General features: G+C 34.6%; 19 protein-coding genes. 6 read left to right on the top strand and 13 right to left on the bottom strand.

The features are described from left to right. Positions 1-80: 80 nt before the first annotated feature. Positions 81-1,058, bottom strand: coding sequence for a D-alanine--D-alanine ligase (locus BLT84_RS00330; RefSeq protein ID WP_091262093.1), 978 nt, complete (start codon positions 1,056-1,058; stop codon positions 81-83). Positions 1,059-1,159: 101 nt separating this feature from the next. On the opposite strand from BLT84_RS00330, the gene BLT84_RS00325 reads away from it, so the two are divergent. The 5 genes from BLT84_RS00325 to BLT84_RS00305 all read left to right on the top strand — a co-directional run bounded on the left by BLT84_RS00325 (position 1,160) and on the right by BLT84_RS00305 (position 8,117). Further along, positions 1,160-1,792: a PASTA domain-containing protein gene (locus BLT84_RS00325; RefSeq protein ID WP_034889085.1), complete on the top strand. Its 633-nt coding sequence runs from the start codon at positions 1,160-1,162 to the stop codon at positions 1,790-1,792. Next, a complete protein-coding gene (locus tag BLT84_RS00320; RefSeq protein WP_091267884.1) occupies positions 1,779-2,837 on the top strand; it encodes an RluA family pseudouridine synthase in 1,059 nt (352 codons plus the stop codon). The genes BLT84_RS00325 and BLT84_RS00320 overlap by 14 nt, the downstream gene beginning before the upstream one ends. Before the next feature lie 215 nt (positions 2,838-3,052). Beyond that, positions 3,053-3,814 (top strand): peroxide stress protein YaaA, encoded by a 762-nt coding sequence (yaaA, locus tag BLT84_RS00315; RefSeq protein ID WP_091262091.1) that lies wholly within the window; start codon positions 3,053-3,055, stop codon positions 3,812-3,814. A 154-nt stretch (positions 3,815-3,968) separates the two neighbouring features. After that, positions 3,969-7,418, top strand: a complete 3,450-nt coding sequence (locus BLT84_RS00310; protein WP_091262089.1) for a pyruvate carboxylase — start codon at positions 3,969-3,971, stop codon at positions 7,416-7,418. 39 nt (positions 7,419-7,457) lie between these two features. Further along, positions 7,458-8,117, top strand: a complete 660-nt coding sequence (locus BLT84_RS00305; RefSeq protein ID WP_091267881.1) for a uracil-DNA glycosylase family protein — start codon at positions 7,458-7,460, stop codon at positions 8,115-8,117. An 18-nt stretch (positions 8,118-8,135) separates the two neighbouring features. Here BLT84_RS00305 and BLT84_RS00300 read toward each other — a convergent pair whose 3' ends face one another. The 12 genes from BLT84_RS00300 to BLT84_RS00250 all read right to left on the bottom strand — a co-directional run bounded on the left by BLT84_RS00300 (position 8,136) and on the right by BLT84_RS00250 (position 17,055). Next, a complete protein-coding gene (locus BLT84_RS00300) occupies positions 8,136-8,270 on the bottom strand; it encodes a 30S ribosomal protein THX (RefSeq protein ID WP_081891310.1) in 135 nt (44 codons plus the stop codon). 2 nt (positions 8,271-8,272) lie between these two features. After that, on the bottom strand, positions 8,273-8,401 hold the full coding sequence (locus BLT84_RS16280; protein WP_262489655.1) for a hypothetical protein: 129 nt from the start codon (positions 8,399-8,401) through the stop codon (positions 8,273-8,275). Between the two features lie 73 nt (positions 8,402-8,474). Continuing rightward, entirely contained in the window at positions 8,475-9,245 is a 771-nt protein-coding gene (trpA, locus tag BLT84_RS00295; RefSeq protein ID WP_091262086.1) for a tryptophan synthase subunit alpha, read from the bottom strand. Positions 9,246-9,291: 46 nt separating this feature from the next. After that, positions 9,292-10,473 (bottom strand): tryptophan synthase subunit beta, encoded by a 1,182-nt coding sequence (trpB, locus tag BLT84_RS00290; protein WP_034889092.1) that lies wholly within the window; start codon positions 10,471-10,473, stop codon positions 9,292-9,294. Between the two features lie 28 nt (positions 10,474-10,501). Continuing rightward, on the bottom strand, positions 10,502-11,149 hold the full coding sequence (locus tag BLT84_RS00285; protein WP_231929397.1) for a phosphoribosylanthranilate isomerase: 648 nt from the start codon (positions 11,147-11,149) through the stop codon (positions 10,502-10,504). Between the two features lies 1 nt (position 11,150). Next, positions 11,151-11,936 carry an indole-3-glycerol phosphate synthase TrpC gene (gene trpC / locus BLT84_RS00280; protein ID WP_091262084.1) on the bottom strand — a complete coding sequence of 262 codons (786 nt, stop codon included), beginning with the start codon at positions 11,934-11,936 and terminating at the stop codon, positions 11,151-11,153. Positions 11,937-11,949: 13 nt separating this feature from the next. Beyond that, positions 11,950-12,954 (bottom strand): anthranilate phosphoribosyltransferase, encoded by a 1,005-nt coding sequence (gene trpD, locus BLT84_RS00275; RefSeq protein ID WP_091262082.1) that lies wholly within the window; start codon positions 12,952-12,954, stop codon positions 11,950-11,952. 95 nt (positions 12,955-13,049) lie between these two features. Beyond that, the gene (locus tag BLT84_RS00270) at positions 13,050-13,616 is read right to left on the bottom strand and encodes an anthranilate synthase component II (protein ID WP_034889100.1); all 567 of its coding nucleotides are present in this window, start codon (positions 13,614-13,616) and stop codon (positions 13,050-13,052) included. A gap of 99 nt (positions 13,617-13,715) precedes the next feature. Beyond that, the gene (locus BLT84_RS00265) at positions 13,716-15,110 is read right to left on the bottom strand and encodes an anthranilate synthase component I family protein (RefSeq protein ID WP_091262080.1); all 1,395 of its coding nucleotides are present in this window, start codon (positions 15,108-15,110) and stop codon (positions 13,716-13,718) included. Positions 15,111-15,368: 258 nt separating this feature from the next. Then, positions 15,369-15,938 (bottom strand): YceI family protein, encoded by a 570-nt coding sequence (locus BLT84_RS00260; protein ID WP_091262078.1) that lies wholly within the window; start codon positions 15,936-15,938, stop codon positions 15,369-15,371. A gap of 21 nt (positions 15,939-15,959) precedes the next feature. Beyond that, positions 15,960-16,592, bottom strand: a complete 633-nt coding sequence (locus BLT84_RS00255; protein WP_091262076.1) for an NAD(P)H-dependent oxidoreductase — start codon at positions 16,590-16,592, stop codon at positions 15,960-15,962. Positions 16,593-16,602: 10 nt separating this feature from the next. Next, on the bottom strand, positions 16,603-17,055 hold the full coding sequence (locus BLT84_RS00250; protein WP_091262073.1) for a MarR family winged helix-turn-helix transcriptional regulator: 453 nt from the start codon (positions 17,053-17,055) through the stop codon (positions 16,603-16,605). Between the two features lie 236 nt (positions 17,056-17,291). Between BLT84_RS00250 and BLT84_RS00245 the strand changes: the two genes are divergently transcribed. Continuing rightward, positions 17,292-17,603, top strand: coding sequence for a rhodanese-like domain-containing protein (locus BLT84_RS00245; RefSeq protein WP_034889110.1), 312 nt, complete (start codon positions 17,292-17,294; stop codon positions 17,601-17,603). Positions 17,604-17,702 lie beyond the last annotated feature (99 nt).

Raw genomic sequence — 17,702 nt, 5'->3', positions numbered from 1 at the left:
CGCTTAAGATTTGTTATTTCTTATTTTAACTGACACATCAAAAAATAAAGTGCACCCGAGTTTACTCAAATATAATGAAATTAAGATTTTAGTGCCGTTTCTATAGCGCTTCCAAAAAGCTCTTTTAAACTAATACCCGCTTTTTCTGCTTGTTGAGGTAAAATACTGGCTTCACTTAATCCCGGCGTAGTATTCATTTCAATAAAATGAGGTTCATTGTTATGAAAAATAAATTCTGATCTCGTAAAACCTTTCATTTTTAATTTTCGGTAAATATGCTTAGCGAGCTCTTGTACTTTTTCTGTCTGCTCGTCTGATATTCTTGCAGGTGTAATTTCTTCAGATTTCCCCAAATATTTAGCTTCATAATCAAAGAACTCGTTTTCTGAGACGATCTCCGTAACCGGTAATGCCAAGATCTCACCTTTGTATGTAATTACTCCAACAGAAACTTCTGTACCATCTAGAAAAGATTCTATAATGATCTCATCATCTTCTTTGAAAGCAGTTTGTATAGCCTGCTCTATTTCATTTTCATGTTTTACCTTTGTAATTCCAAAACTGCTTCCAGCTTTATTAGCTTTTACAAAACAAGGTAGCCCTACCGCCTCAATGATCTCTTTTGTATCAACATCATCACCTTTATTCAGAAAATAATTGGCAGCAGTATCTATTCCGTAGGGTTTAATAACGCTAATAAGGTCTCTTTTATTAAAAGTAAGAGCAGCCTGATAGAAATCACAAGAAGTTTGTGGAATTCCTACAAGTTCTAAATAGGCCTGTAGCAATCCATTTTCACCCGGAGTTCCATGAATTGTGTTAAAAACGCAATCAAAAGCAATGGTAGTATCATTAATTTTTACAGTAAAGTCGCTGCGGTTTATGGGGTAAGGAGTATCGTTATCTGCAATTACAAACCATTCATTTTGCATGATATGAACGCGATAAGGTTCATATAAATTACGATCCAGGTTTTTGTAAACTACATTTCCACTGTTAATAGAAATACGATATTCACTCGAAAACCCGCCCATAGCGATGGCAACTTTTTTCTTCATATTAAATAATACTGCTTGATTTACGTTTACAAAAATATGACTATTCCAGAGTGCTACCAAAACCGTGGCGTTTTTATATCTTTGCGTATTATTAAGAATCTATGGGCCTATTTAAATTTATCTTCAGCAAGACCTTTGTAATTCAATTGGTGCTTGCCGTAATAGTACTTGTGGTACTAGCTTTTCTAACTATGAAATGGTTAGACCTATCTACAAATCAAGATCAGCGAATCGAGGTTCCGGATCTTGCAAAGTTATCTTTGGATAAGGTAGAAACTAAATTAGAAGAATTAGACCTTCGTTATGAGATCTTAGATTCTGCTAACTTTAATCCAGATTATCCTAGGTACTCTGTAATAGACCAAGTGCCCCTTGCAGGAAAGTTTGTAAAGGAAAATAGAAAGATCTATATCAATTTGAATCCTTCGGGGTATAGAAAAATTGAGGTGCCAGATCTTATTAGAAGAACCAGGCGCCAAGCAGAACCTACTTTAAGATCTTTAGGTTTTACCATAGGAGATGTAACATATAAGCCAGACATCGCTAAAGATGCTGTTCTAGAATTAAGACATAAGGGAGCATTGCTAAAACCAGGTACAGAATTAATGAAAACTTCTGTAATAGATCTGGTTCTTGGAGATGGCTCTGGATATTATTCAGGTTCTACTGATGAAGATGATACTTTAAACGTGGAAGAACCTGCAACACAAATAGATGAAAATGACGAATTCTAATACAGATCCAGAATTAGAAACTCAGGACGATGATCTTTACGAACATCATAAATTTACTGCAGACAAGGGGCAACAACCTTTACGCGTAGATAAATATTTGATGAATTACATCGAGAATGCTACCAGAAATAAAATTCAGAAGGCGGCGAAAGATGGAAATATCTATGTGAACAGCGTAGTAGTAAAATCAAATTATAAAGTAAAACCGGGAGATGTAGTGCAGGTAATGTTCGAGCATCCTCCGTATGAATTTTTACTTACTCCAGAAGATATTCCTCTAAACATAGTTTACGAAGATGATTCTTTAATGGTGATTAATAAACCAGCAGGAATGGTGGTGCATCCAGGTCACGGAAATTATAGTGGCACCCTTATTAATGCCTTGATCTTTCATATAGATAATCTGCCTAATAACAGTAGCGAAAGACCTGGTTTGGTGCACAGAATAGATAAAGATACCAGCGGACTTTTGGTTATTGCTAAAACAGAAACAGCGATGACGCATCTTGCCAAGCAGTTCTTCAAGAAAACGAGTTCTAGAGAATACGTGGCATTGGTATGGGGTAATATCGAGGAAGAAGAAGGAATTATAGAAGGAAATATTGGAAGGCACCCAAAGAATAGATTACAAAACACAGTTTATATAGGAGACCAGGAAGACGAAGGAAAACCTGCAGTTACTCACTTTAAAGTGTTGGAACGTTTTGGTTACGTAACCTTGGTTTCTTGTAAGTTAGAAACCGGTAGGACTCACCAGATAAGAGTGCACATGAAATTTATTGGACACACCTTATTTAATGATGAGCGCTATGGGGGCGAGAGAATTCTAAAGGGTACTACCTTTACAAAATATAAACAGTTTGTAGATAATTGTTTCAAGATCTTACCTCGCCAGGCACTACATGCAAAAACTTTGGGCTTTGTTCATCCTGTTACACAAGAATGGATGAGTTTTGATTCTGAAATACCAGAAGATATGACAAAGTGCATAGAGAAATGGCGTAATTATTCTAAGAATCAGAAAGATTTTATAGACGAGGAGTAGGGCGTGCCCCCAATAAAAATTGGGGTCGGGCTTTCGGCAGTCGCTTCCCGATATAAGATCGGGAGAGCTCCAACAAAGCCTCAATCCCTCACGCAAATAACTTTCATCAATAGCCGTATTGAAAATGAATAAATTTCAGGTTTGAAAACTTACTATTACAATGCTATTTTTGTGCAACGCATATTAATAGCATTTTTTTTATTTAAAAGCATTCTATGAAAATTTTACTATCACCCGCAAAAAGTCTAGATTTTGAAAGTAAACTCCCAACTACAAGAGGAACGCAACCTCAGTTTTTGGATACCACTATTAAGATTAATAAAAAGCTATCTCGCCAAACCAAAAATGAGTTGATGGACTTGATGAGCATCAGTGAGAAACTGGCAGATCTAAATTATGGCAGATATAAAGATTTTCAAGAAGATCATACCAAAGAAAATTCCCGCCCCGCAATGTATGCTTTTGATGGTGATGTATATTCAGGTTTAGATGCATATACTATCCCATCAGAAAAGTTAGATGCATTACAAAATAAATTAAGAATTCTTTCTGGGCTATATGGTATCTTAAGACCGCTAGATCTTATGCAACCTTATAGACTGGAGATGGGAACTTCTATTGGAATAGAAAGAAATGATACTCTTTATGAAGTATGGCAGACTAAAATTACAGATAGTTTAAATAAGGAGATGGAGGAGAATGAGCTTTTTATAAATCTTGCTAGCAATGAATATTTTAAAGCGGTAGCTGCTAAAAAATTAAAGGCAGAAGTTATTACGCCTGTTTTTAAAGATCTTAAGAATGGAAAGTTGAAGATCATTAGTTTTTTTGCAAAGAAAGCAAGAGGAGCTATGGTTAGATATATTATAGATAAAGATGTAGAAACCATAGAGCAGCTAAAATCTTTTGATTATGAAGGGTATAGATATAGCAAGAATGAATCTCCAAATGATAAAGAGTTAGTTTTTACTAGATAAAATAATTTCAATTTTAGATTTTAAAACCACCATTTTGGTGGTTTTTTTATTTTAACAATTTAATAGGTGTAAAGCCCTATAAATATTATTGTATCAGCTATTATTTTAATAACTTTCAAAATCTTATTTTTTTAACATAAATAGTCATCTTATAATGAAAATAAAAAAGGTTTTAGTAGCGAATAGAGGAGAAATTGCCATCAGAATATTTAGGGCTTGTACAGAAATTGGTCTTAAAACTGTTGGTATTTATACCTTTGAAGACAGATATTCTCTCCATCGCTATAAAGCAGATGAATCTTACCAGATTGGTGAAGACAACGATCCGCTTAAACCTTATTTAAATATAAAGGCAATTGTTCAAATTGCTAAAAAGAATGGTGTAGATGCCATTCATACCGGATACGGTTTTTTATCAGAAAATGCTGAATTCGCTCAAGCCTGTGAAGATAACGACATCATTTTTATCGGACCAAAAGTTTCAGTTTTAAAATCTTTAGGAGATAAAGTAAAAGCTAAAGAAGTAGCGGTTGCCAATAATGTTCCAATTATAGAAAGCAATAAAGAAGAGCTTAATAATATTGAAACCGCGGTAATAGAAGCCAAAAGAATTGGATATCCTGTAATGCTAAAAGCTGCTTCCGGAGGTGGAGGTAGAGGAATGCGTGTTATTAGAGATGAAGAGCAATTGAGATCTGCTTTTCCAGAATCTAAACGAGAAGCTGGAAATGCTTTTGGAGATGATACCGTATTTATTGAAAAATTTGTTGAAAATCCAAAGCATATAGAAATTCAAATTGTTGCAGATAATCATGGTAACATGGTGCACTTATTTGAGCGGGATTGTTCGGTGCAACGCAGGTATCAAAAAGTAATAGAATTTGCTCCTTCTTTAGGCTTAGATCAGGATACTAAAGAGAAGTTATATGATTATGCATTAAAAATATGCGGCGCAGTAAACTATAATAATATAGGAACTGTGGAATTTTTAGTGGAAGATGGACAGATCTTCTTTATCGAGGTAAATCCAAGAATTCAAGTAGAGCATACCGTTACAGAGATCATTACCAATATCGATCTTGTAAAAACTCAAGTATTTATTGCGGGAGGATATAAATTAAGCGATGAGCAGATAAAAATTGGAAATCAGGATAGTGTAAAAATCAATGGATATGCACTTCAATGTAGAATAACAACAGAAGATCCGAGCAACGATTTTAAACCAGATTATGGTACCATAACCACGTATAGAAGTGCTTCCGGATTCGGAATTAGATTAGATGCGGGTAGTGTTTATCAAGGGGTTACTATTTCTCCATTTTTCGATTCTATGCTAGTAAAAGTTTCAGCTAGTAGTAGAACTTTAGACGGTGCTTGCAGAAAAATGAGACGAGCGCTGGCAGAATTTAGAGTACGTGGGGTAATGACCAATATGGCTTTTCTTGATAATATTCTGGCACATCCAACTTTTCGAGAAGGGAAGGTTACCGTTAATTTTATAAAAGACAATCCGGAGCTTTTCAAAATAAAAGAAACTAGGAATAGAGCTACTAAACTAGTGAACTTCTTAGGCGATATCACTGTAAATGGAAATCCGGATGTAAAGGTAGTAGATCACAATAAAAAGTTCTTAATTCCGAAAGTTCCAAAGTTCGATGAATATGGAGCATATCCAAAAGGGACAAAAGATCTTCTTACAGAATATGGTCCCGAAAAATTCTCTCGTTGGTTAAGGCATCAAAATGAAGTGAAATTCACAGACACTACCATGAGAGATGCGCATCAAAGTTTATTGGCAACCAGAATGCGAACTCATGATATGATGAAGGTTGCAGAAGGTTTCGCAAAAAATCATTCCAACATTTTTAGTATGGAAGTTTGGGGCGGTGCTACATTTGACGTTTGCTTAAGATTTTTAAAAGAAAACCCGTGGGAGCGATTAAGAATGCTTCGAGAAGCAATGCCAAATGTATTGTTGCAAATGTTGTTAAGAGGTTCTAATGGTGTTGGTTATACCGCTTATCCAGATAATTTAATTGAAAGATTTGTTACCGAATCTTGGGAAAATGGCGTAGATGTTTTTAGAATTTTCGATTCTTTGAACTGGATGAAATCTATAGAACCATGCATTAAATATGTAAGAGAAAATACAGGAGGATTAGCAGAGGCTTCTATCTGTTATACAGGAGATATTTTAGATACTAGTAATACTAAATATACTTTAGAGTATTATGTGTCTTTAGCAAAACAAATGGAAGATGCCGGTGCTCATATTCTTGGAATTAAAGATATGGCTGGTATTTTAAAACCTTATGCAGCAGAAGAATTGATCTACGCGTTAAAATCAAGGATTAATATTCCTATTCACTTGCATACACACGATACTTCTTCTATTCAGGCGGCGACTTATCTAAAAGCTATAGAAGCCGGCGTAGATGTGGTAGATGTGGCTTTGGGAGGACTTTCCGGCTTAACATCACAGCCAAATTTCAACTCTATAGTAGAAATGATGAAATTCCAGAGTCGCGCTGCAGATTTTGATATGGACAAACTAAACGAATATTCTCATTATTGGGAAGCTACCAGAAGTTATTATTATCCTTTTGAAAGCGGACTTAAAGCTGGATCTGCCGATGTTTATAAAAATGAAATTCCCGGCGGACAGTATTCTAATTTGAAACCACAGGCTGAATCTTTAGGACTTTCAGATAGATTCTATGAGATCACCCAAATGTATTCTAAGGTGAATGATCTTTTTGGCGATATTATTAAAGTTACACCAAGCTCAAAAGTGGTTGGAGATATGGCGCAATATCTTGTGAGTAATAATCTTACTATTGAAGATGTATTGGAAAGAGGTGAAAATATTTCTTTTCCACAATCTGTGAAGAGTTTCTTTAAAGGAGATCTTGGTCAACCTGTAGGAGGTTTTCCGGAGAAGATTCAGAAGATCGTTCTAAAAGATGAAAAACCATATACAGAACGACCAAATGCGCATATGGAACCTATAGATTTCGAAGAAGAATTTAAAGAATTCGAAAAGACCTTTGGTGAGGGAATGGGTAGAAAACTGGATATTACAGATTTCCTTTCTTATAAACTATATCCAAAAGTATATACAGATGCCTACAATCATCACAAAGAATACGGAAATGTGCTTAGCATTCCAACTAAAAATTTCTTCTATGGGTTAGAGCCTGGTGAGGAGATCATCGTAGAAATGGATAAAGGAAAAACTTTATTGATTCAGTTATTATCTGCTGGAGAAGCGAATAGCGATGGTATGGTAGATGTTTTCTTCAAGGTAAACGGACAAACAAGAGCAGTTCAAGTTCAGGATAAATCTATTAAAGTAGAAAAGGTTGTTCATCAAAAAGTAGATAAGAATAACGAAAAGGAAATAGGTGCCCCATTACAGGGATCACTTTCTACAATTTTGGTAAAACCTGGTCAAAAGGTTAAAAAGAACGAGCCTTTATTTATTATTGAAGCCATGAAAATGGAAACTACTATTACTGCTCATTCAGAAGGAGAAGTGAGTCATGTAGTGCTAAAAGAAGGATTAATGGTATTCTCGGATGATCTGGTAGTGGTTATGAAATAAACTTTAGTGAGTAGAATTGAGGATATGAAGAAGGAGGAAATGTTTCATCATCAACATCCTTACGGAACATTTATTCCGAAGGGAGCCAAAAAATTAATAGTTGGAACCTTACCACCACCAAGATTTACAACAGGAGAACTTAAAGAAGGAGATGTAGATTTTTGCTATGGCAGCAGAGATGGTCTGCTTTGGCCAATTCTGAATAAATTATTCGATCTTGATCTTAAATTTGAAAATACTGCAGAAGCTGTTTTGCAAAGAAAAGAATTCTTGAATAGAGAAAAGATTGGTATTTGCGATGTTGTAGAAAGTAGTAGGAGAGATAAAATAGACGCATCAGATCTCGGAATGCAATATCCGGAACTTAGAGATATGATAAGTATTTTAAGAGAAAATAAAAATGTTGAAACCCTCTTATTTACAGGTGGAAATAGCAAGAACGGACCCGAATATTTCTTTAGAAGACATTTAAAAGATAGTTACCCAGATATTAAGTTAAAAATCATTTCTAAAGAAGTACCGAGAATTCATCAATTCTTGCTGGATGGAAGATTGATAAATACAGTTTCTTTAACCGCTCCTTCAGGTTCTGCAAATAGAGCAGTTGGCGGAATGGATCTTTATAAAAAGATGAAAAAGCAAAACCCTGAATTCAATACTATTGATTTCAGGGTTTTACAATATAAAGGGTACTTTTAATAGAAAAGAACTTTAAAACTATTGAAGTTCTCTTTTATCCTGATCTGCAAGCGTAGTAGGTTTTACTTTAAATTTTTTTCTTTTTGGTCTCAATTTTCCGTGAGTTCCAAGTGCAATTTTTCCACGTTTTGTTTTCTTATCGCCTCTACCCATTATTACTTTTTATTTTGTTGTTCTTTGATGGTTTTATCATCAATATCAACTTTATTTGTTTCGATATTTCTATTTCCGGTTAGATTCGTAGGATTTTTTTGTTCCTCTTTTCTTTCAAATTTCTTTTCCATAACTAGTTGAGTTTATTATTCTTTATAAATTTAAAGGGAAAGCCTCTTAATTTGTATTAAAGCAGTGTTACAATTAGGTTAAAGGTATAATTGAAGAAACAAAATCAGAAATATGCTCTGTACCATTCTTATCGAGATGTTTTATAAAGGCGCTTCCAATAATTGCACCTTTCGCAAATTTTGTAGCTTGAGAAAAGGTTTCATGATCGCTAATTCCAAATCCAACTATTTGTGGATTCTCTAAATTCATTTTTGAAATTCTTTCGAAATATTTGGTGGTTTCTTCACCAAATCCTTTGCTAGAACCGGTAACGCTCGCGCTACTTACCATATAAATAAAGCCGTTAGAAACAGAATCTATAAATCTAATTCGCTCTTCTGAAGTTTGAGGAGTAATCAAGAAAATATTAATTAGACCGTATTTTTCAAAAATCGACTTATATTTTTCTGAATATACATCTACCGGAAGATCTGGAATTATTAAGCCATCAACCCCAACTTCTTTACATTTTTTACAGAATTCTTCAATCCCGTACTGTAAGATCGGATTGAAATATCCCATGATGATCAATGGAATTTCAACAGAACTTCTAATGTTTTTTATCTGACTGAAAAGTTTTTGAGTGGTCATTCCATTCTTTAAAGCTTTAGTGGAGCTTTCTTGAATGGTGGGCCCATCAGCTAAAGGATCACTAAAAGGAAGTCCGATCTCTATGAAATCTACTCCGCTTTTCTCCAGATCTTGAATGATCTGAACAGAATCTTCTAATTCTGGGTAACCTGCACTAAAATATATAGATAGAAGTTTTTTATCTTCTTTTAATTTTTGATTAATTCGATTCATGTGGTTTGTTTAAATTCTTTAAATATTGAAGTTTAAGGAGTGCTTTCTATAAATTGAAATAATCTATATAAGTACTAAGATCTTTATCTCCTCTACCCGAAAGATTCACTACAACAATATCATCTTCTTTAAATTTTCGAGTTTCAAAGATCGCTAAAGCGTGTGATGTTTCTATAGCCGGAATAATTCCTTCTAACTTAGCAAGTTCAATTCCTGCTTTCATTGCATCATCATCGGTAATAGAAATAAATTCACCTCTTCCTGTTCTGAACAAATTAGCATGCATAGGGCCAACTCCTGGATAATCTAAGCCAGCTGAAATTGAATATGGCTCTGTGATCTGTCCATCATCGGTTTGCATCAACAAAGTTTTACTTCCATGAATAATACCTTCTTTTCCCAAAGCTGAGGTTGCAGCACTTTCTCCTGTGTAAATTCCTTTTCCTGCTGCTTCTACGGCGATAATTCCAACCTCCGGATTGTCTAAATAATGAAAATAGATCCCTGCGGCATTACTTCCACCACCAACACACGCCACTACATAATCTGGAGCTTCTCTATCTTCTTTTTCTTTTAGCTGAACTTTAATTTCTTCCGAGATCACGCTCTGAAACCGTGCAACCATATCCGGATAAGGATGAGGTCCCACTACAGAACCAATAATATAATGCGTGTCTACCGGATTATTAATCCAATCTCGTATCGCTTCATTGGTAGCATCTTTCAGTGTTTTACTTCCAGATTTTGCAGGAATTACTGTAGCGCCTAGCATCTTCATTCTGGCAACATTAGGAGCTTGGCGAGCAATATCTACTTCTCCCATATACACAATACATTCAATTCCCATCAACGCACAAACCGTAGCAGTTGCTACACCATGCTGACCAGCGCCTGTTTCTGCAATAATTCTATTTTTTCCCAATCTCTTTGCCATTAAGATCTGGCCAATGGTATTATTAACCTTGTGAGCTCCGGTATGACAAAGATCTTCACGTTTTAGATAGATCTTTGTCTTGTATTTTTTACTCAATCTCTCTGCGAAATAGAGTGGAGTAGGACGACCCACATAATCTTTCAGCAAAGCTTTGAATTCTTTCTGAAAAGATTCTTCTTTCATGATCTCTAAATATCTAGATCTAAGTTCTTCCACGTTTGGATACAGCATTTCCGGGATGTATGCACCACCAAAATCACCGTAATATCCTTTTTCGTTAGCTTGATATGTCATTTTTCTTGATCTTTTTCTTTTAAAACTTTTATTTTATTTGCTGAAGCTGTTTTTGAAATTCAAATACCTGTTCAGCATTTTTATTTCCGGGTGAATTTTCAAATTTGCTATTCACATCTACTGCGTATAACAATTCTGATTTATTCTCCTTCTGAAAATAAGTATGTAATGATCGTATTTCTTCAATTTCTTCCAACCCAATTCCGCCGCTTAAGAAAAATGGCGTTTGAGAAGGATATTCTTTCAGTACATTCCAATTGAAAACCATTCCGTTGCCACCTTTGTTCTTTCCTTTTGTATCAAATAAAAAGAAATCTACAATGCCTTCATAAGATGCTAATTCTTCAAAATTTAAGCTTTCTTTTATGGAAAACACCTTTATTATTTCTATTTCTTTATTCAATGCCGACTTTAATTCTTTACAAAATACTGAAGATTCTTCTCCGTGTAATTGAATCGCTTTTAGTTTATAATCGTGAGCTTTTTTAAGAATGAAATCTAAAGTTGCATTTACAAAAACTCCTGTTCTTTTAATGTCTGAAGACAATTCAGGGATTGAATTTTCTACAAATCTTGGTGATTTTTCATAAAATATCAAACCCATATAATCGGGTTTCAAATTTGAAACGTCAAGAATATTCTCGGTTTCCCGCATTCCGCACACTTTGAGTTTCATCTTATTGATTTAGAGTATTGATAAAACTTGTTGCGGCTTCGCCTGGATCGTTTGTTTTCATAAAATTCTCGCCTATTAGAAAACCTTGATATCCATAATTTTTTAGATCTTGAATAGCTTCTACAGAACTAATTCCGCTTTCCGAAACCTTTACAAAATCTGATGGAATTTTTTCTGACAGACTTTTGCTGATATCGGTGCTTACCTCAAAAGTTTTAAGGTTTCTATTATTCACACCCAACATATCTAAGCTCGGCATGATAGATTTCTCTAACTCTTCTAAATTATGAACTTCTAACAATACGTCCAATTCTAAACTCTTGGCCAATTCTGAAAGGTTTTTGATCTCATCTCGAGATAATATGGCAGCGATCAACAAAATTACATCTGCACCATGAGCTTTTGCTTCGAAGATTTGATATTCATCTATGATAAACTCTTTTCTTAAAAGAGGCATTTTAACCGATGCTCTAGCTAAGATCAAATCGTCTAATGAGCCTCCAAAGTATTTTGAATCGGTTAAAACAGACATTCCGCAAACCCCTGCTTTTTCATAGCCTCTTGCAACATCCTGCACATTCAGATCTTGATTGATGACAGATTTTGAAGGGGATCTTCTTTTATGCTCTGCAATAATCCCAGATTTGCTGTTCTTTAAAGCGGTTGCAAGAGAACTGGTATTTCTATTGAATAGCGGATATTTTGTGAGTTGACTTGAAGTGATAAGTTGCTTTTTTAAAGCTACTTCTTGTCTTTTATCTGCTATGATTTTATCTAAAATATTCATGATGTAATTTTAATTAAAACTTAGAATGTTCACTTAAAGCCTGAAGCTTTTTGAGTGCTTCCAATCCTTTTCCGGTTAATAAAGATTCTTTTGCAAGCTCAAATCCCTCTTTTGGAGAAAGATCTTTAGATGTTGCAATGGCCATTCCTGCGTTAGCACAAACCACATTATTTTGAGCTTCAGTCCCTTTACCTTTCAAAATATTGGTAAATATAATAGCTGAACTTTCTATAGAACCGCCACCGGCAATTTCATTTGCTTTTAATTGAGAAACCCCAAAATCTGATGCTTCTAACATTCTTTCTGAATTATTTGAAATTACTTTAGTAGCTCCTGTAAGCGAGATCTCGTCATATCCATCTAAAGAGTGTAGGATGGTAAAATTCTTATCGGTGTTCTGATATAGGTACCCGTACATTCTTGCTAATTCTAAATTGAAAACTCCCACCAATTGATTCTTCGGAAATGCAGGATTTACCATAGGGCCTAGCATATTAAAGAATGTTTTTACGGCTAATGATTTTCTGATTGGCGCAACATTTTTCATTGCCGGGTGAAATAAAGGAGCGTGTAAAACACAAATTCCGGCTTCTGCAATACACTTTTCTAAGAATTCTGAGTTGCTGCTGAATTTAATGCCTAAATATTCCATGACATTAGAACTTCCGCTTACAGAAGAAACTCCGTAATTACCATGTTTTGCAACATTCACTCCGGCACCAGCGGTTATAAAGGATGAAAGCGTAGAAATATTAAATGTATCTTTTCCATCGCCACCGGTTCCGCAAAGGTCAATAGGATTATATGCTTTAAGATCTACCGAAAGACAAAGGTCTAAAAGTGCATCTCTAAAGCCTTCCAATTCTTCTATAGTGATACTCCGCATCATATACACCGTTAAAAAAGCAGCGATCTGACTTTCGTTGTATTCTCCATTCGAGATGTTCACCAAAGCTTTTCTGGCTTCTTCTTTAGAAATGGTTTCGTGATTTATAAGTCTGTTTAAAAGTTCTTTCATTTTTTTCTTGTTATAGACCCCTCGACTCCGCTCGGGGTGACATCTTAAATTGGTTGGTGCTTTATGCTAAACTTGTTTCAGCGACTCTTGGTATGCTAACTATTCACCCAATTCTTGATCATCTTTTTTCCATCAGGCGTTAAAACCGATTCTGGATGAAATTGTACTCCTTTTACATCAAAATCTCTGTGGCGTAAAGACATTACTTGTCCGTTCTCATCATAAGAAGTTGCAATTAAACAATCTGGCAGGTTAGGCGCTACTACCCAAGAATGATATCTCCCTACTAAGAACTCTTTATCTAAACCGGCAAACAAGATCTCATCATCTACACAAGTTTTGATCTTTGTAGCAATACCATGATAAACAGCATCTAAATTGATTAAACTACCACCAAATACCTCACCAATTGCTTGTTGCCCAAGGCAAACGCCCAAAATACTTTTGGTAGGTGCATATTTTTCTACAATAGCTTTTAGCAAACCGGCTTCATCTGGAATTCCAGGACCTGGAGAAAGTAAGATCTTATCATAATCTTCAGCATCTTCCAAGCTTAATTCGTTATTTCGAAGCACGGTTACTTCGCAGTCTAATTCTTCCAGATAATGCACCAAATTGTACACAAAAGAATCATAATTATCTATGACCAATATTTTTTTCATTTCTTTTTTTTTGCGTTAGGGATTGAGGTTTTGCGGAGCTCTACCGGTGTTAACCGGTAAGCGACTACCGAAAGCCCGACCCGAAGGGAAACGCCCTAATTATATTTCTTCTGCTAATTCTAATGCTTTAGACAATGCGCCTAATTTGTTATAAACTTCTTGCAATTCATTTTCTTCTTTAGATTCTGACACGATTCCCGCGCCAGCCTGATAATGAAGTTGATGATTTTTACTCACGAAGGATCTGATGATTATGGCATGGTTGAAATTTCCGTTGAAATCCATAAACCCAATGGCACCACCGTAGGCACTTCTATTTACATTTTCATACTTTTCTATAAGTGTCATGGCGCTGTGTTTTGGGGCACCACTCAAAGTTCCTGCAGGAAAGGTGTCTGCCACCAACTGCATAGTTGCGGTATCCTTATTTTTAACACCGGTAACTTTGCTCACCAAATGAATGACGTGGGAAAAGAACTGAACTTCTCTATATTTTTCCACTTTTACCCCGCTGCTATGGCGACTAAGATCGTTTCTGGCAAGATCTACCAACATTACATGCTCTGCATTTTCTTTTTCATCTGCGGCCAACTCTTTAGCTAAAATAGCATCTTGCTCATCATTTCCGGTTCTTTTAAAAGTTCCTGCAATTGGATGAATTTCTGCCTGACCATTATTTACCACTAATTGCGCTTCTGGAGAACTTCCGAAGATCTTGAAATTCCCATAGTCAAAATAAAACAAGTAAGGAGAAGGATTTACATTTCTAAGCGCACGATATACGTTGAACTCATCGCCCTTAAATTTTTGAGAAAATCTTCTGGAAAGCACTAATTGAAATACATCTCCACGCTGACAATGCTTTTTACCCAATTTCACATTCTCGATAAACTCATCATCGGTAAGATTTGAAGTTGGATCCTCTTGTCTGGTGAAATTATAGGTTGCAAAATTCTTCACTTTAAGCAATTGCTCGATCTCCTCTAGATTGCTTTCAGTATCATAATTATGATCGAAAATGTAAGCTTCGTTCTTAAAGTGATTGATGGCGATGATGTTCTGATAAACCGCGTAATAAATATCAGGTATCTCTAAATTCCCTTTTTTCTTGCTGATGTTGACATCTTCAAAATATTGAACTCCGTCATAAGCGATGTATCCAAAAAGTCCATTATTTATAAATTTGAAATCTGATCTTTCAGCCTTAAAATTTTGAGAGAACGCTTGAATTACTTCCGGAATATTTGTGTTGGATTCTATATTTTCCGAAGTAGTGCTGCCATCAGGAAAGGTTCTAGAAATAGTATTATTCTCTACTTTTATGGATGCAATTGGGTTACAGCAGATATAGGAAAAGCTATTATCGTTAGCGTGATAATCGCTGCTTTCCAGTAAGAGACTATTAGGATATTTATCTCGAATCTTTAAATAGATGCTTACTGGCGTAATGGTATCTGCAAGTAACTTTTTATAGGTAGTATTTAATTGAAACATATTTTTTGAAAATTAGGAATAAAAAAAAGGCTTGTCGTGAGACAAGCCTTTTTGTATATAATATTATACTATAGGAGTGTTAGTTCACGACGTTTTGACGTAAATTATTCCACCACCAAGTATGTACAGTTAAATTTTTCATTTCGCCAAATATAAGTATGATATTTTTAATGACAAAGAATTTTAAGTTTTTGATTTAAAGAAATTAAAAACCGACTAAAGTACAGTAGACGGTTTTAATTTTTATTCTCTTGAAACTTAGAATTTAAGATCTACATCAAGATCAAAATTATCATAGATGGTTTTATCTCCTAAATTATCAAAGAAACTTCCAGAACCATAACGCACATCATATTTAGATCTATCTATAGATAGGGTAGTAGATGCAGCATCTTCAGAATATTTAAGATCGAAAGTTATTGGGTGTGTTTCATTTTTGATGGTAAGATTTCCAACAACTCCATACATTCCATTTCCTTTTGAAGCAACGCTAGTAAAAACTAATTTAGAAGTTGGGTAATTTTCAATTCCGAAAAAATCTTCAGATTTTAAATGCCCTTCTAATTTTTGTTTGCTTTCTCCTTCAAGGTCGGTATTTTTTAGGGAGGTCATATCGATAGTGAATTCACCACCCACAAGTTTTCCATCTTCAACCATAAGATGTCCCTCTTTAAATTGAAGAGTTCCGCTATGCTCACCAGTAACTTTCTTTCCTGTCCAAACTACAGTACTAGATTTTACATCGATTTGTTTTTTAATGCTGGTAAAAGCAACGGTACTTAATACGATTACTGAAGCTAAAGCTCCTTTTAATAAATTCTTTTTCATAACAATTTTTATTTTTTTGGTTTATACAGTAGTAAATAAATCTTCTTTACTTTTTCTAACTTTTGCCGCAAATTGAGTTTGATCTTCAGCACTTCTAAATCCTACGGTAGCAATAGCTGCGGCTGTTAGATTTCTTTCTTTCAATCCAAGAATTTCATCAAATTCTTCAGCGCTAAAACCTTCCATAGGGCAAACATCAATTTTAAAGTTGGCTGCTGCAGAAAGTAAATTTCCTAGAGCGATGTAAGCTTGTTTTGCAGTCCATTGTACTTGATCTTCATCACTTAATTGAAGAATGGTATTCTTAATCATGTCCTTAAATCCGCTAAGATCTTCAACCTTTAGTTTTCTAGTCTTAGCAATGGTATCCATGTACGCATCTACATAATTTTCATCTACACTTTTCATATTGGCAAATACTAATACATGAGAAGCATCTGTAAGTTGAGATTGATTCCACGCGGCCGCTTTCAGTTTCTCCTGAATTTGAGCATTGTCAACAACAATAATCTCATAAGGTTGAAGACCATAAGAAGACGCAGAAAGTTGAATAGCCTCTAAAAGGAAATCTAATTCTTCTTGTGAGATCTTTTTGGTTGGATCAAATTGTTTAGTGGCATAACGCCAGTTTAAATTTTCAATGTAATTTTTCATAGCAATTTTTTTATTTTCTTAATTTTTCAAGCAATGTTGTAAGAGTTTCAATTTCATCAGAACTTAGATTGCTCGTAGTTTCTTTTTCCGATTCGATAATTACAGGATCTAACGTGGATAATAACTCTAAACCTTTTTCAGTAATCGTTATTTCTACTTTACGTCTATTCTTTTCACAAGTAATCCTATCAGCTAAACCTTTTGTGATCAATTTATCTACTAAGCGAGTGGTATTACTCATTTTGCTCACCATTCTATCTTGAATGGTACTCAAATTTGCAGGTTTCCCTTTTTGACCACGTAAAATTCTTAGCACATTTAATTGAGGAATACTAAGGCCGAAAGGTTTTAAAACTTCCGCAACTTCATCATTAAGCTGATTTGCACACATCAATAAACTAAGAATTACTCTGCGATTGGCAGGAGCATTTTTCAGGGTATTAATTTGTTCTGGAGTATTCATTTGTTTATACAACATTTGTATGTACAAATATAGATTTAAAAATGAGTTAAAAGCTAAAAGCTTTGTTAAATTTTGAGAGCAAGCCTTTGGAAAGTAGTTAAGTATACCAATTGCCAAGAGAACTGAGAGAAATTCAGCAATTTTTAAAAGTTCTTAATGGTAGCTTAAGATCTTTATTTTAATGCTAAAATCTTATATTTACTTTAAATTAGAACAATTAACAAAATAAAATATAAATGAAGAATTTAACTCAAGATCAATGGAAAGAGGCATTGGATAGTGATCAAAATGCTCAAATATTAGATGTTAGAACAGAGGAAGAATTTATTGAAGGTTACATTCCTAATGCGAAGAATATTGATATTTATAAGGGTCAGGAATTTTTAGATGATATTAATAAATTAGATAAGTCTAAGAACTATTATGTGTATTGCAGATCTGGAGCGAGAAGTGCCCAGGCATGTGCTCTTATGAATGAGAATGGAATAGAAAATGCGTACAATCTGATGGGTGGAATTACCGATTGGGAAGGCGATATTAAGAAATAATTTATTTATGCCCTCTACTCTTGTTGGAAAATTCTAAAGATTAGAGGGCTTTTTTATGCGAGAAATCTAGGGGATACTTCATTTTGATATAATTTTTTT

Source organism: Gillisia sp. Hel1_33_143, assembly GCF_900104765.1.
Lineage (GTDB): Bacteria > Bacteroidota > Bacteroidia > Flavobacteriales > Flavobacteriaceae > Gillisia.
The sequence above is the reverse complement of the archived record's forward strand: the minus strand, read 5'-3'. Positions and strand labels throughout refer to the sequence as shown.